Source organism: Jiella endophytica (assembly GCF_004519335.1).
GTDB classification, from domain to species: domain Bacteria; phylum Pseudomonadota; class Alphaproteobacteria; order Rhizobiales; family Rhizobiaceae; genus Jiella; species Jiella endophytica.
Genome location: NZ_SOZD01000005.1, coordinates 220,583 through 233,739 on the forward strand (window position 1 = coordinate 220,583; position 13,157 = coordinate 233,739).

General features: G+C 65.2%; 11 protein-coding genes. 8 read left to right on the plus strand and 3 right to left on the minus strand.

All coding sequences use genetic code 11. The features are described 5' to 3' along the window. Positions 1–22 precede the first annotated feature (22 nt). The 3 genes from E3C22_RS16965 to E3C22_RS16975 all read right to left on the minus strand — a co-directional run bounded on the left by E3C22_RS16965 (position 23) and on the right by E3C22_RS16975 (position 2,961). The gene (locus E3C22_RS16965) at positions 23–1,333 is read right to left on the minus strand and encodes an MFS transporter (RefSeq protein WP_134763242.1); all 1,311 of its coding nucleotides are present in this window, start codon (positions 1,331–1,333) and stop codon (positions 23–25) included. A gap of 306 nt (positions 1,334–1,639) precedes the next feature. Then, on the minus strand, positions 1,640–2,578 hold the full coding sequence (locus tag E3C22_RS16970; protein ID WP_134763243.1) for a uracil-DNA glycosylase: 939 nt from the start codon (positions 2,576–2,578) through the stop codon (positions 1,640–1,642). Positions 2,579–2,631: 53 nt separating this feature from the next. Beyond that, positions 2,632–2,961: a DMT family transporter gene (locus E3C22_RS16975; RefSeq protein WP_134763244.1), complete on the minus strand. Its 330-nt coding sequence runs from the start codon at positions 2,959–2,961 to the stop codon at positions 2,632–2,634. Between the two features lie 232 nt (positions 2,962–3,193). Between E3C22_RS16975 and E3C22_RS16980 the strand changes: the two genes are divergently transcribed. The 8 genes from E3C22_RS16980 to rpoB all read left to right on the plus strand — a co-directional run bounded on the left by E3C22_RS16980 (position 3,194) and on the right by rpoB (position 13,029). Continuing rightward, positions 3,194–4,864 (plus strand): electron transfer flavoprotein-ubiquinone oxidoreductase, encoded by a 1,671-nt coding sequence (locus tag E3C22_RS16980; RefSeq protein ID WP_134763245.1) that lies wholly within the window; start codon positions 3,194–3,196, stop codon positions 4,862–4,864. A gap of 206 nt (positions 4,865–5,070) precedes the next feature. After that, positions 5,071–5,271: a preprotein translocase subunit SecE gene (secE, locus tag E3C22_RS16985; RefSeq protein WP_134763246.1), complete on the plus strand. Its 201-nt coding sequence runs from the start codon at positions 5,071–5,073 to the stop codon at positions 5,269–5,271. A 28-nt stretch (positions 5,272–5,299) separates the two neighbouring features. Next, positions 5,300–5,830 (plus strand): transcription termination/antitermination protein NusG, encoded by a 531-nt coding sequence (gene nusG, locus E3C22_RS16990; protein WP_083594164.1) that lies wholly within the window; start codon positions 5,300–5,302, stop codon positions 5,828–5,830. Positions 5,831–5,977: 147 nt separating this feature from the next. Further along, positions 5,978–6,406, plus strand: a complete 429-nt coding sequence (gene rplK / locus E3C22_RS16995) for a 50S ribosomal protein L11 (protein WP_134763247.1) — start codon at positions 5,978–5,980, stop codon at positions 6,404–6,406. A 5-nt stretch (positions 6,407–6,411) separates the two neighbouring features. Next, positions 6,412–7,119 carry a 50S ribosomal protein L1 gene (rplA, locus tag E3C22_RS17000; RefSeq protein WP_134763248.1) on the plus strand — a complete coding sequence of 236 codons (708 nt, stop codon included), beginning with the start codon at positions 6,412–6,414 and terminating at the stop codon, positions 7,117–7,119. 371 nt (positions 7,120–7,490) lie between these two features. Beyond that, entirely contained in the window at positions 7,491–8,009 is a 519-nt protein-coding gene (gene rplJ, locus E3C22_RS17005; protein ID WP_134763249.1) for a 50S ribosomal protein L10, read from the plus strand. Positions 8,010–8,060: 51 nt separating this feature from the next. Next, positions 8,061–8,438, plus strand: coding sequence for a 50S ribosomal protein L7/L12 (rplL, locus tag E3C22_RS17010; protein ID WP_134763250.1), 378 nt, complete (start codon positions 8,061–8,063; stop codon positions 8,436–8,438). A 442-nt stretch (positions 8,439–8,880) separates the two neighbouring features. Further along, the gene (rpoB, locus tag E3C22_RS17015; RefSeq protein WP_134763251.1) at positions 8,881–13,029 is read left to right on the plus strand and encodes a DNA-directed RNA polymerase subunit beta; all 4,149 of its coding nucleotides are present in this window, start codon (positions 8,881–8,883) and stop codon (positions 13,027–13,029) included. Positions 13,030–13,157: the final 128 nt, after the last annotated feature.

The window sequence follows — 13,157 nt, forward strand, 5'->3', positions numbered from 1 at the left end:
GCCACCTGTCGAAGCGCCGGCTTCAGGCCGCCTGGCGGTCGGACTTGCCGGTGCGCGTGCCGGTGTCTTCCAGATCGTGGCCATCATCCGGCAGATCTTCGGAAGATATCTCGGCGCGCGGGTCGAGGGAGAAGCTCGCCGGCGTCTGGACCCTGGCGAAGGGAATGGTCTGGAAGTCCGGCCGCTCCTCGGCCGGGATCGCGACGCGGCGGAAGGTCCGGTAAAAGGCATAGGCGGCATAGAGCGCCATGGCCGAGCCCATCGCCTGGAACAGCCCCTCGGGTCCGATCGTCTCCATCAGGAAGGCGGTATAGATCGGACCGATCATCGTGCCGATGCCATAGAGGATGAGAAGGCCGCTCGAGATCTTCACGAAGTCGGCATCTGCGGCGTAGTCGTTGGCATGGGCGACGGCGAGAGAATAGGCCGGATAGATGATGCCGCCGAGGATGAAGGCGATGATGAACAGCGCCATCGGCCCCGACTGGCCGAGATAGACGCCGGCAACCGCCGCGCCGACGCCGATGATGCCGGCCGCCGTCATCACATAGCGCCGGTCGGTCTTGTCGGAGATGCGGCCGAGCGGGATCTGGAAGATCGCCCCGCCGAACATCGCCGAGACGGTGAGGGTGGCGATGTCCGTCGTCGAGAGGCCTGCCTGCTGGGCAAAGACCGGCGCCATGTTGCCCCAGCCGGCCGACAGGATGCCGGCGAGCAGGATACCCACCGCCGCGACCGGCGAATTGCGGAACAGCATCAGGACGTCGATCTTCACCGTCGCGATCGGCGCCGGCGACTGCGCCCGCGACAGCGAGGTCGGGATGACCGCCATGGCGAAGACGATGGCGCAGAGCATGAAGGGCGCGGCAAGTTCCGGCTTCGACAGCGGCATGACGTATTGCCCGCCCATCATCGCCGCCATGGTGACGATCATGTAGACCGAGAAGATCGTCCCGCGGCTCTCATTGGTGACCCGCTCGTTCAGCCAGCTCTCGATGACCATGTAGCTGCCGGCGAGCGCGAAGCCGGACAGCGCCCGGAACACCGCCCAGCCGATCGGATCGACGAAGAGGCCGCAGAGCAGGATCGAGATCGCCAGAAGCGCCGAGAGGCTTGAGAAGGTGCGCACATGGCCGGCGCTGTGGACGATCCGCGGGATCACCACGCAGCCGAAGGTGAAGGCCAGCGCATAGGCCGTGCCGAAGGCGCCGATCTCGTAGCTGGTCCAGCCCTCGATCGAGCCGCGCACCGGCAACAGGATGCCCATGAGCCCGGCACCGGCCATCAGGAAGAAGGTCGAGGTGAGGAGCGCTGCGATCGGCAGGAGATGCATTGGGGGGCTCGCGCGGCAGTGGGGGCTGGAGAATGGCGTCGGGGACGCGTTTCGTCCGGCGTGCCTTACGTCTTCGAAGTCGATTTGGCGAGAGCCTGTAGCCGCTGTTTGTTGCAGATTTCGGGCGCAAAATGTCGCCCGGGGAGCAATCGGAATCGAGCCGTTGCCGCGACGAGCCGATGCGTTGGTCGAGAGGAACGATGTGCGCGCCTCTCACCTGCCTTTGACAACCGTCGTCAGCTGTCTGGACGCACAGCGAAAACATCTGCAGAGCCGCGGCGCGGCGCCTCCCTGTCGGCCGGCGGACTATGCCTGGCTGAGCTCGTCGAGCTTGGCCTTCAGCGCCAGGAGATCGCGCCAGGCGAGCTTCTTCTGGGCCGGCTGGCGCAGAAGATAGGCCGGATGCAGCATGGCGATCGCCGGAATGGCGCTGCCGGGCGAGAGGTCGAAGCTGTAGCTCTGCCACTGGCCGCGGATGCGCAAAATGCCCTCGCCGGAGCCGAGGATCGCCTTGGCCGAGGGCGAGCCGAGGCATACGACGATCTTCGGACCGACCAGCTCGATCTGCCTCTGCACGAAGGGCAGGCAGATGCGGGTCTCGGCCGGCGTCGGGGGCCGGTTGCCGGGCGGGCGCCAGGGCACGGTGTTGGTCACCCGGACATTCTCGCGTTCCAGCCCGATCGCCGCCAGCATGCGGTTGAGCAACTGGCCGGAGCGGCCGACGAAGGGAACGCCAGCCATATCCTCGTCGCGGCCGGGCGCCTCGCCGATGAACATCAGATCCGCCGTGTCCGGACCGTCGCCGAAGACGGTGTGCTTGGCGGTGATCTTCAGATTGCAGCCGTCGAAGCCGTCGAGGAGTTCGCGCAGTTCTGCGAGCGAAGCGGCGCCCACGGCTCTTTCGCGGGCATCGGCGACGGCGACGTCGTCTGGAATGGCGACGCGGTTCGTCGGAAAGGCCGGCGCGGCGAGGCCATTTTGTGGCGGCTCACCTGTCGTGGGCCGCTCGGCGGGCCGCGCGTTCTCTGCGCGAGCCACCGGCGTCGCTGCCGCCTGTCCGCGCTCCCTGCCCGATGTTGGCAGTGTCGGAGGCGCCTTCGCCTTGCGACGCTCGGTCTCGGCCGCCGTCTCGGCGAATCGGTTTCGCGGCGCGTCGAGGAGCAGCGTGTCGATCCCGGCCTCGCGGTAGAAGGCAAGGAGCGCCATGGCGGCGTCTCGGCTGGGGTTGGTCGTCTCTTCGCGCATGGCGCCGACCTTATGCGATCCCGCCCGGCAATGCAGCCCGGTTCATGCGATCCTCAATGACCGACGGTGGAGGAAAACAGGTTGATGACGAGGACGCCGGCGACGATCAGCCCGAGCCCGAGGAAGCCTGCGGCATCGATATGGATGCGGAACCAGAAGAGATCGATCATCGCCAGCAGCGCGATGCCGCAGCCGGACCAGATCGCATAGACGATGCCGACCGGCATGGTCTTCAAGGGCAGCGACAGGAAGTAGAAGGCGAAGGCATAGAAGACGAGGGTGACGAGGGAGGGCCAGAGGCGGGTAAAGCCCATCGACGATTTCAGCGCGCTGGTGCCGACGATCTCGCAAACGATGGCGACGCCGAGATAGACCGCATTCATCCCACCAACTCCACACCCCCGGAACCGCGCCCTGACTACCATCTTTGCGGCCGGCAGCGTCAATCTGCCGGACCGTTCCGCCCGCCATCTGCGGCGATTCTCTTCGACCTTTCATGCGAAGGGACTAGAACGAATGGAAACCACCCGGTTATGAACGGGGAGCGCTCGCGTCCGGCTGGATGGCCAAGGCCGGGCGCGAAAGCCGAGTTCGAACGAGTTCGAGGGAGACGAAATGAGTGAAGCCGCCGAGACGTCGGAACGCCCGGAACGCGAATCCATGGAGTTCGACGTCGTCATCGTCGGCGCCGGCCCGGCGGGCCTTGCCGCGGCGATCCGGCTGAAGCAGCTCGATCCGGAGATCTCGGTCGTGGTCCTGGAAAAGGGCGCCGAAGTGGGCGCCCATGTCCTTTCCGGCAATGTGCTCGACCCGTCCGCGCTCGACCGGCTGCTGCCTGAATGGCGCGAAGAGGAGACGCCGATCAGGACGGCGGTCACCGAGGACCGCTTCTACTTCTATGGCGAGGGCGGATCGCTGCGCCTGCCGAATGTCCTGATGCCGAAGCTGATGTCGAACCACGGCAATTTCGTCGTCTCCCTCGGCCTCGTCTGCAAGTGGCTGGCGGAGAAGGCCGAGGCCCTCGGCGTCGAGATCTATCCGGGCTTTGCCGCCTCCGAGCTTCTGTTCGACGACGCCAATACCGTTATCGGCGTCGCCACTGGCGACATGGGCGTCACCCGCTCGGGCGAACCGGGCGGCATGTATCAGCGCGGCATGGCGCTGCTCGGCAAATATGTCTTCCTCGGCGAGGGCGTCCGCGGCTCGCTCGCCAAGGCTGCGATCAACGCCTATGGCCTCGACGAAGGCCGCGAGCCCGGCAAGTTCGGCCTCGGCATCAAGGAGCTCTGGGAAATTGCGCCGGAGAAGTCGAAGCCCGGCCGGATCGAGCATTCCTTCGGCTGGCCGCTCGGCGACAAGACCGGCGGCGGCTCGTTCCTCTACCATCTCGGCGAAAACCAGGTCTATGTCGGCTTCGTCGTCCATCTGAACTACAAGAACCCCTATCTCTCGCCTTTCGAGGAGTTCCAGCGCTTCAAGACCCATCCGGACGTCGTCGAACTTCTGAAGGGCGGCAAGCGCATCGCCTATGGCGCGCGGGCGATCACCGAGGGCGGCTATCAGTCGGTGCCGAAGCTGGTCTTTCCGGGCGGCGCGCTGATCGGCTGCTCGGCCGGCTTCGTCAACGTGCCGCGCATCAAGGGTGTCCACAACGCCATGACGTCGGGCATGCTGGCGGCGGAAAAGGCCGCCGAGGCGCTGAAGGCCGACAGATCCCACGATACGCTGATGGCCTATGAGGACAGCTGGCGCGCCTCGCCGATCGGCAAGGACCTGAAGCCGGTCAGGAACGTCAAACCGCTCTGGTCGCAGTTCGGCACGCGGCTCGGCATCGCGCTCGGCGGCCTCGACATGTGGACGAACTCGCTGTTCGGCTTTTCCTTCTTCGGCACCCGCAAGCACGGCAAGCCCGACTATGCGTGCCTCGAGCCGGCGGAGAAGCACAAGCCGATCGCCTATCCCAAGCCCGACGGCGAACTCACCTTCGACAAGGTCTCGTCGGTCTATCTGTCGAACACCAATCACGAGGAGGACCAGCCGGTCCATCTTCAGGTGAAGGACCTGGGCCTGCAGAAATCCTCCGAGCTCGGCGTCTATGCCGGCCCGTCCCAGCGCTATTGCCCGGCCGGCGTCTATGAATGGGTGAAGGAGGGGGATGAGGACAGGTTCGTGATCAACGCCCAGAACTGCGTCCACTGCAAGACCTGCGACATCAAGGATCCCAACCAGAACATCAACTGGGTGCCCCCCCAGGGCGGCGAGGGGCCGGTCTACGAGGTGATGTGAGAAAAGGCGAAAAGTTCGCGGCGGCCTTGCAGCAAAGCGCCGCCGCCACTACTTCTCGACCCCGGTCGGCATTTCTCCATATTCACGACTTTTCGCTCCGGGAGGGGCTTGAGAATCGTCCGGAACGCCGCTAGAAGACGCCTTCCTATGGAAACGGCGCGTGGGGTGTCTCGGCACTCTTCACGCGCTTTAGCCGTGAGCAGTTTATGGCCACCAAGACCAATCCCTTCAAATTTCTGGAGCAGGTGCGTTCCGAGACGTCGAAGGTGACCTGGCCGACCCGGCGCGAAACCATGATCTCGACACTCATGGTCTTCGTCATGGTGGTGTTCGCGGCGGCATTCTTTTTCATCGCTGATCAGGCGCTCGGCTATGCCGTCGGCCTGATCATGAATGCGGGCGCTTGACGCTGCCGCAGGAGACATCGAAGCTTTCATGACCGCCCGCTGGTACATCGTCCACGCCTACTCGAATTTCGAGAAGAAGGTGGCCGAATCGATTGAGGAGCAGGCCCGGCAGAAGGGGCTCTCCGACAAGTTCGAGAAGATCCTCGTGCCGACCGAGAAGGTGGTCGAGGTGCGTCGCGGCCGCAAGGTCGATGCCGAGCGCAAGTTCTTCCCCGGCTATGTCCTCGTCAAGGCGGAACTGACCGACCAGGTGTTCTCGCTGATCAAGAACACCCCGAAGGTGACCGGCTTCCTCGGGCCGGACAACCGGCCGGTGCCGATCTCGGAAGCGGAAGCCACGCATATCCTGAACCAGGTTCAGGACGGCGTCGAGCGGCCGAAGCCGACCATGTCCTTCGACATCGGCGAGAATGTCCGTGTCTCCGACGGCCCGTTCGCCTCGTTCAGCGGCGTCGTCCAGGAAGTCGACCAGGAGCGCGCCCGCCTGAAGGTGGAAGTCTCGATCTTCGGCCGCGCGACGCCGGTCGATCTGGAATTCGGCCAGGTCGAGAAGACCTGACCGGAGAGTGGCGCCCGCCGATGCGGGCGCCTTGTCGTGCGGGAGGTGCCGTGGGCTCGAAAAGCCGGCCCATGGTGAACCGTACCGCGCGGACTGCAAAGCGCCGGCTGGCCAAGCGCCGCCGGCATCACGAAGAAGGCAGGAACAATGGCTAAGAAGATTGCGGGCCAGCTGAAGCTGCAGGTCCCGGCCGGTTCGGCGACCCCTTCGCCGCCGATCGGCCCGGCGCTCGGTCAGCGCGGCATCAACATCATGGAGTTCTGCAAGGCGTTCAACGCGCAGACCCAGGAAGCCGAGAAGGGTTCGCCCATCCCGGTGGTGATCACCTATTATCAGGACAAGTCCTTCACCTTCGCGATGAAGACGCCGCCGGTGAGCTACTTCCTCAAGAAGGCGGTCAACCTGAAGTCCGGCTCCAAGACCCCGGGCAAGGCGAGCGCCGGCACGATCTCTCGTGGCCAGCTTCGCGACATCGCCGAGAAGAAGATGGTCGACCTCAACGCCAACGACCTCGACGCCGCCACGGCGATGATCGAGGGTTCGGCGCGTTCGATGGGTCTCGAGGTCACGGAGTAAGGACGATGGCAAAGATCGGTAAGCGTATCCGCGCCTCGCGCGAAGGGATCGAGCGCACCAAGCTCTACGGTCTCGACGAGGCCATCGAGATGCTGAAGGGCAAGGCGACCGCCAAGTTCGACGAGACCATCGAGGTCGCGATGAATCTCGGCGTCGACCCGCGCCACGCCGACCAGATGGTCCGCGGTGTCGTCAACCTGCCGAACGGCACCGGCCGCACCGTGCGCGTCGCGGTGTTCGCCCGCGGTGACAAGGCCGATGAGGCCAAGGCTGCCGGCGCCGACATCGTCGGTGCGGAGGATCTCGTCGCCGAGATCCAGGCCGGCAACATCAATTTCGACCGCGCCATCGCGACGCCGGACATGATGGGCCTCGTCGGCCGTCTCGGCAAGGTGCTTGGCCCCCGCGGCCTGATGCCGAACCCGCGCGTCGGCACGGTGACGCCCGACGTCACCGCCGCCGTCAAGGCGTCGAAGGGCGGCGCCGTCGAGTTCCGCGTCGAGAAGGCGGGCATCGTTCATGCCGGCGTCGGCAAGGTGTCGTTCGACGCCAAGGCGATCGCCGAGAACGTCCGCGCCTTCGCCGATGCGGTGAACAAGGCCAAGCCGTCCGGCGCCAAGGGCAACTACGTCAAGCGCGTGGCGATTTCCTCGACCATGGGCCCGGGCGTCAAGATCGACCCGTCGACCATCGCGGCCGGGGCGTCGGCCTGATCTTAAAATCGCAGGGCCCGGTTCCTATATCGGGCACTTTGCGATCACGACGAAATCCGGGGTGACCCGGTAGGAAGGGCTCTCCGGGGCCTTTCCAAGAATGCCTGTCCGAGATTGTGGGCGACGGAAATCCTCCGGGATGACCGTCATAATCGTCAGAAAGCCTGCATGAGACGAGCGAAGAACCGTTTTCCCGGCGATGCCGGACACGGGTTCGAACTCCGAATGCCTTGCGCCGCGTGCGGGTTCCATCCCGCAGGCGACCCGTGAGGGGACAGGATCTCCGAGCGTCGCCCGGCTGATCCGGGCGGCAAAAGGCAAACCGGCCGAAGCGTTCCGAAAGGGATGTCTCGGCCAACTGGAGAGAGGCAGTGGACAGAGCGGAAAAGCGCGAATTCGTCACGACCCTCAACGAGACCTTCAAGGCCTCGGCGACGGTCGTGGTGGCCCACTATGCCGGTCTCACCGTCGCGCAGATGAACGACTATCGTTCGAAGATGCGCGAAGCGGGTGGGTCCGTCAAAGTCGCGAAGAACCGCCTCGCCAAGATCGCTCTTCAAGGCACGGACGCCGAAGGCATCTCGAACCTGTTCGAGGGCCAGACACTGATCGCCTATTCCAGCGATCCGGTGGTGGCGGCCAAGGTCACCAACGACTTCGCCAAGGGTAACGACAAGCTCGTGATCCTCGGCGGGGCGATGGGAACCTCGACCCTCGATGCGGACGGTGTGAAGGCTCTCGCCACCATGCCGTCGCTGGATGAACTGCGGGCGAAACTCGTCGGCATGATTCAGACGCCGGCCACGCGCATCGCCGGAGTGGTCCAGGCGCCTGCGGCTCAGCTCGCACGCGTCTTCGGGGCCTATGCCAAGAAGGACGAAGCGGCGTGAGGTTGGTTCCTCGCTGCTCAAACCAAAGTTCGAACCTGAAGGAAAAATCACATGGCTGATCTCGCCAAGATCGTTGAAGACCTGTCGAGCCTGACCGTCCTCGAGGCGGCCGAGCTTTCGAAGATGCTGGAAGAGAAGTGGGGCGTCTCCGCCGCCGCTCCGGTCGCGGTCGCCGCGGCTGGTGGCGCTGCCGCTCCGGCGGAAGCCGCCGAGGAGCAGACGGAGTTCAACGTCATCCTCGCTTCGGCCGGCGCCCAGAAGATCAACGTCATCAAGGAAGTCCGCGCGCTGACCGGCCTTGGCCTCAAGGAAGCCAAGGACCTGGTCGACAACGCGCCGAAGCCTGTCAAGGAAGGCGTCGACAAGGCCGAGGCCGATAAGATCAAGGACCAGCTCGAGAAGGCTGGTGCGACGGTCGAAGTCAAGTAATCGCGGCGCTGCGGCGCCACGTGACATGCGGGTAGGCGGGATGGCGTTTTGCCGTCCCGCCTTCCGTGCCTGCTAGCTGCGGCGCATCGCTTCGGCTGGCCGGCGCCCGGGAGGACCGGGCAGCCGCTGGGCTTTCTGGCGGTGTCGGGAATGCGAGGGCGTATCTTCCAACCCCCGCCGGCGAAAGCCGGTTCGCCGACACGGCGGGTGTTCGAAGATGCGGGCCGGGCGGCTCGACGATGAAAAGGCTCTCCGCCTCATGCGGAGAAGGGCGTCTGTGCCGGAGTGCCGGCACCCCGTGTCCGGCGGCCGCAAACTGGCCGGGAACGGGCGCGACGCCCGCATTCGATTGGCCGCCGAAAGGCGGCATGCCCTCCGCGAGAGAGGGATAGCAGGGTCAGCCCTTGGGTCAAGGGCGAAGGCGTTACGAGAAGGAGCGACGATGTCCCAGACGACGACATTTTCCGGTCGCAGGCGGGTGCGCAAGGTCTTCGGGCACATTCCCGAAGTCGCGCAGATGCCCAATCTCATCGAGGTCCAGAAGGCCTCCTACGATCAGTTCCTGATGGTGGACGAGCCGGAAGGGGGACGGGCGGACGAGGGTCTGCAGGCCGTGTTCAAGTCGGTCTTCCCGATCACCGACTTTTCCGGCCAGGCGATGCTGGAATTCGTCAAATACGAGTTCGAGGCTCCGAAGTTCGACGTCGACGAGTGCCGGCAGCGCGATCTCACCTTCGCTGCGCCGCTCAAGGTGACGCTGCGGCTTATCGTGTTCGATATCGATGAGGACACCCAGTCGAAGTCGATCAAGGACATCAAGGAGCAGGACGTCTACATGGGCGACATGCCGCTCATGACGATGAACGGCACCTTCATCGTCAACGGCACCGAGCGCGTCATCGTCTCGCAGATGCACCGCTCGCCGGGCGTCTTCTTCGACCACGACAAGGGCAAGTCGCACTCCTCGGGCAAGCTGCTCTTTGCCGCCCGCGTCATCCCCTATCGCGGCTCCTGGCTCGACATCGAGTTCGACGCCAAGGACGTCGTCCACGCTCGCATCGACCGTCGCCGCAAGATCCCGGTGACGTCGCTCCTGATGGCGCTCGGCATGGACGGCGAGGAGATCCTGTCGACCTTCTACAACGTCCTCGAGTTCAAGAAGGACAAGAACGGCTGGCGTGTTCCCTTCTCGGTGGATCGCGTGCGCGGCCAGAACGCCGCCGTCGACCTGATCGACGCCGATTCCGGCGAGGTCCTCGTCGAGGCAGGCAAGAAGGTCACCGCCCGTCAGGCCCGGCAGATGCAGGAGAAGGGCGTCAAGGCCCTGCGCGCCACCGAAGCCGATCTCTACGGTCATTATCTCGCCGAGGACATCGTCAACTTCGCGACGGGCGAGGTGTATCTCGAGGCTGGCGACGAGATCGACGAGAAGACCCTGAAGGTCCTCGTCGACGCTGGCTATGAAGAGTTCTCGGTCCTCGACATCGACCACGTCAATGTCGGCGCCTACATCCGCAACACGCTTGCCGCCGACAAGAACGAGAGCCGGCAGGACGCGCTGTTCGACATCTACCGGGTGATGCGCCCGGGCGAGCCGCCGACGATCGAGACCGCCGAGGCGATGTTCCACTCGCTGTTCTTCGACAGCGAGCGCTACGACCTGTCGGCCGTCGGCCGTGTCAAGATGAACATGCGTCTGGAGGTCGACGCCGAGGATACCGTCCGCGTTCTGCGCAAGGAGGACATCCTCGCCGTCGTCAAGACGCTGGTCGACCTTCGTGACGGCCGCGGCGAGATCGACGACATCGACAATCTCGGCAACCGCCGCGTCCGCTCGGTCGGCGAGCTGATGGAGAACCAGTACCGCGTCGGCCTGCTCCGCATGGAGCGGGCGATCAAGGAGCGCATGTCGTCGGTCGAGGTCGACACGGTCATGCCGCAGGACCTGATCAACGCCAAGCCGGCGGCTGCCGCCGTGCGCGAGTTCTTCGGTTCCTCGCAGCTCTCGCAGTTCATGGACCAGACCAACCCCTTGTCGGAGATCACCCACAAGCGCCGCCTCTCGGCGCTTGGACCGGGTGGCCTCACCCGCGAGCGGGCCGGCTTCGAGGTGCGCGACGTCCATCCGACCCATTATGGCCGGATCTGCCCGATCGAGACGCCGGAAGGCCCGAATATCGGTCTCATCAACTCGCTGGCGACCTTTGCGCGCGTCAACAAATACGGCTTCATCGAGAGCCCGTATCGCCGCGTCGTCGACGGCAAGGTGACGAGCGAGGTCGTCTATCTCTCGGCCATGGAAGAGTCGAAGCATCACGTCGCCCAGGCGAACGCGATCCTCAACGACGACAACACCTTCCAGAACGAGTTCGTGGTCTGCCGCCATTCCGGCGACGTCTTCATGACGCCGCGCGAGAATGTCGACCTGATGGACGTGTCGCCGAAGCAGCTGGTCTCGGTCGCCGCGGCGCTCATTCCGTTCCTCGAGAACGACGACGCCAACCGCGCGCTGATGGGCTCCAACATGCAGCGCCAGGCGGTGCCGCTGGTGCGGGCCGAGGCGCCCTTCGTCGGTACCGGCATGGAGCCGATCGTCGCCCGCGACTCCGGCGCCGCGATCGGCGCGAGGCGGACCGGCATCGTCGACCAGGTGGACGCGACGCGTATCGTCATCCGCGCGACCGAGGATCTCGAGGCCGGCAAGTCCGGCGTCGACATCTACCGGCTGATGAAGTTCCAGCGTTCCAACCAGAACACCTGCATCAACCAGCGTCCGCTGGTCGCGGTGGGTGACCGGGTGAACAAGGGCGACATCATCGCCGACGGCCCGTCGACGGATCTCGGCGATCTCGCCCTCGGCCGCAACGTGCTCGTCGCCTTCATGCCGTGGAACGGCTACAACTACGAGGACTCGATCCTGCTGTCCGAGCGGATCGTCGCCGACGACGTCTTCACCTCGATCCATATCGAGGAGTTCGAGGTCATGGCCCGCGACACCAAGCTCGGGCCCGAGGAGATCACCCGCGACATTCCGAACGTCTCGGAAGAAGCGCTGAAGAACCTCGACGAGGCCGGCATCGTCTATATCGGTGCCGAGGTGCAGCCGGGCGACATTCTGGTCGGCAAGATCACGCCGAAGGGCGAAAGCCCGATGACGCCGGAGGAGAAGCTCCTCCGCGCCATCTTCGGCGAGAAGGCCTCCGACGTCCGCGACACGTCGAGCCGCATGCCTCCGGGCACCTACGGCACGGTCGTCGAGGTGCGCGTGTTCAACCGGCACGGCGTCGAGAAGGACGAGCGCGCCATGGCGATCGAGCGCGAGGAGATCGAGCGTCTCGCCAAGGACCGCGACGACGAGCAGGCGATCCTCGACCGCAACGTCTATGGCCGCCTCGTTGAGATGCTCGACGGCAAGGCCGCGATCGCCGGTCCGAAGGGCTTCAAGAAGGGCTCGGCCCTCTCGGCCGACGCGATGGCCGAATATCCTCGCTCGCAGTGGTGGATGTTCGCCGTCGAGGACGAGAAGCTCCAGGCCGAGCTCGAGGACCTGCGCAACGTCTATGACGAGGCGAAGAAGACCCTCGAGCAGCGGTTCATGGACAAGGTCGAGAAGGTCCAGCGCGGCGACGAGCTGCCCCCGGGCGTCATGAAGCAGGTGAAGGTCTTCGTCGCGGTCAAGCGCAAGATCCAGCCGGGCGACAAGATGGCCGGCCGTCACGGCAACAAGGGTGTCGTCTCGCGCATCGTGCCGGTCGAGGACATGCCGTTCACCGAGGACGGCACCCATGTCGACATCGTGCTCAATCCGCTCGGCGTGCCGAGCCGGATGAATGTCGGGCAGATCCTCGAGACGCATCTCGGCTGGGCCTGTGCCGGCATGGGCAAGCGGATCGGCGAGATGCTCGAGGCCTACAAGCAGGACCACGACGTTGCGCCGCTGCGCGGCGAGATCGCGGGGCTGCTCGGCGACAACGACCGCAACGAGCCGGTCAAGGCCTATGACGACGACAGCGTCGTGACGCTGGCCCGCCAGATGACCAAGGGTGTCTCCATCGCGACGCCGGTCTTCGACGGCGCCAACGAGAAGGACATCGTCGAGTGGCTGGAGAAGGCCGGGCTGAACGGCTCGGGCCAGGTGACGCTCTATGACGGGCGCACCGGCGAGGCCTTCGACAGGCAGGTGACCGTCGGCTACATCTATATGCTGAAGCTGCATCACCTGGTGGACGACAAGATCCACGCCCGCTCGATCGGTCCGTACTCGCTGGTCACCCAGCAGCCGCTGGGCGGCAAGGCGCAGTTCGGCGGTCAGCGCTTCGGCGAGATGGAGGTCTGGGCGCTGGAAGCCTACGGTGCCGCCTACACGCTGCAGGAGATGCTGACGGTGAAGTCCGACGACGTCGCCGGCCGCACCAAGGTGTACGAGTCGATCGTGCGCGGCGACGATGCCTTCGAGTCCGGGATCCCCGAGAGCTTCAACGTTCTCGTCAAGGAGATGCGCTCGCTCGGCCTCGACGTCGACCTGCAGAACACGACGGCCGAACTGCCGGCGCCGTCCGGCGGCACCGAGCTGCCGGACGCGGCGGAGTAATACGACTACCCTGCGAGGGCCGTTCGCGAAGGACGGCCCGAGCCGGCGTTCGATGCGCCGGTTCGAATTGCGAGGATGATTTTCAGCGGTTGGCCTCGCCACCGCCGTTCAGGGGCGAATGCCCCATT

Bases quoted from the DNA above. Each gene is read 5' to 3' on its own strand.
- E3C22_RS16965 (WP_134763242.1), bottom strand. From the start codon at position 1,333: ATGCATCTCCTGCCGATCGCAGCGCTCCTCACCTCGACCTTCTTCCTG.
- E3C22_RS16970 (WP_134763243.1), bottom strand. From the start codon at position 2,578: ATGCGCGAAGAGACGACCAACCCCAGCCGAGACGCCGCCATGGCGCTC.
- E3C22_RS16975 (WP_134763244.1), bottom strand. From the start codon at position 2,961: ATGAATGCGGTCTATCTCGGCGTCGCCATCGTTTGCGAGATCGTCGGC.
- E3C22_RS16980 (WP_134763245.1), top strand. From the start codon at position 3,194: ATGAGTGAAGCCGCCGAGACGTCGGAACGCCCGGAACGCGAATCCATG.
- secE (WP_134763246.1), top strand. From the start codon at position 5,071: ATGGCCACCAAGACCAATCCCTTCAAATTTCTGGAGCAGGTGCGTTCC.
- nusG (WP_083594164.1), top strand. From the start codon at position 5,300: ATGACCGCCCGCTGGTACATCGTCCACGCCTACTCGAATTTCGAGAAG.
- rplK (WP_134763247.1), top strand. From the start codon at position 5,978: ATGGCTAAGAAGATTGCGGGCCAGCTGAAGCTGCAGGTCCCGGCCGGT.
- rplA (WP_134763248.1), top strand. From the start codon at position 6,412: ATGGCAAAGATCGGTAAGCGTATCCGCGCCTCGCGCGAAGGGATCGAG.
- rplL (WP_134763250.1), top strand. From the start codon at position 8,061: ATGGCTGATCTCGCCAAGATCGTTGAAGACCTGTCGAGCCTGACCGTC.
- rpoB (WP_134763251.1), top strand. From the start codon at position 8,881: ATGTCCCAGACGACGACATTTTCCGGTCGCAGGCGGGTGCGCAAGGTC.